The organism is Streptomyces sp. NRRL S-337, from assembly GCF_000720175.1.
GTDB classification, from domain to species: domain Bacteria; phylum Actinomycetota; class Actinomycetes; order Streptomycetales; family Streptomycetaceae; genus Streptomyces; species Streptomyces siderophoricus.
In genome coordinates this window covers 1-942 of record NZ_JOIX01000181.1, presented here as the reverse complement: position 1 = coordinate 942, position 942 = coordinate 1, and the positions used below count along the sequence as shown (strand labels likewise).

Sequence of the window (942 nt, the reverse complement as noted above, 5' to 3'; positions counted from 1 at the left end):
GTGGCCTCGGCGTTGGTAGTGGCAGTGGCGGGCTCGGGCTTGGCTGCGTCTGCGGAAGTGTGACCAGTGCAGTCGGTGTTCGTTGGTGTGGTTGTGGGGTGTGCGGGCGAGGTGCCCGATCGGTAGTGCCGGACCTGGTAATGATCCAGGCCGCACTCGCCCTTGGCGCTTTGGAAGCACTCCTCCACCGCCCACCTTGCCCCGGCCACCGTGACCAGGTCTTTCAGACGCGAGGAGGCCGGTCCGAAGCAGATGTAGTAGGCGATGTCGGTGGGGTTGCTGATGCTGCGGCGGGCCAGCACCCAGTGCCCGAACCCGTTCTCCTGCTGCGGCTGGAGGGTGGCGCGGGCCCAGTGGTAGATGCGCCGGCCGTGGGCGCCGGCTCCCGCCGACAGCGGTTTCCATGCCTGCTCGGGCCGCGTGGCGATCAGCTCATCGACCCGGTACTCCCAGCCGTCGAGACCGGTCACCGTGTCGTTGACCTTGGTGGCCACCACATAGGCCACCTTGCGTTCTTCCAGCCAGGACCGAAAATGGCGGACTTGTCCGTAGGCCTCGTCGGTGGTGACCCAGGCGAAGGGCACGGCCGCATCCAGGGCGCGTTGCAGCATCCACTTCAGGTGCTCGATCCCTGCGTCCAGGACGCGGGCAGATACAGCTCGCGGTCGATCAACGCCCGCCCCTTGGCGGAGGCATAGGCCAAGAACGTGCCGACCTGGCAGTTCTCCCTGCGTCGCAGTTCTCCCGCCGCCCGGCCGTCCCGGAGTACTGCCGCTGCACCCCGGCCGACTTGGTGCCCTTCTTCACAAAGCCGGTGTCGTCGCCGATGAGGACGCCGTCCTTGGCCCCGATGGTCTCCACGACGAAGTCGCGGACATCGTCACGGACTGCGTTCTCGTCCCAGTCCGAATGGTTCAACAACCGCTGGACGCCGTCCGGGCG

General features: G+C 67.3%; 1 pseudogene. It reads right to left on the bottom strand.

Going from position 1 to position 942, the window contains the following annotated elements:
* Positions 1-942: pseudogene (locus tag IG62_RS49400) on the bottom strand (IS701 family transposase); the annotation flags it as partial.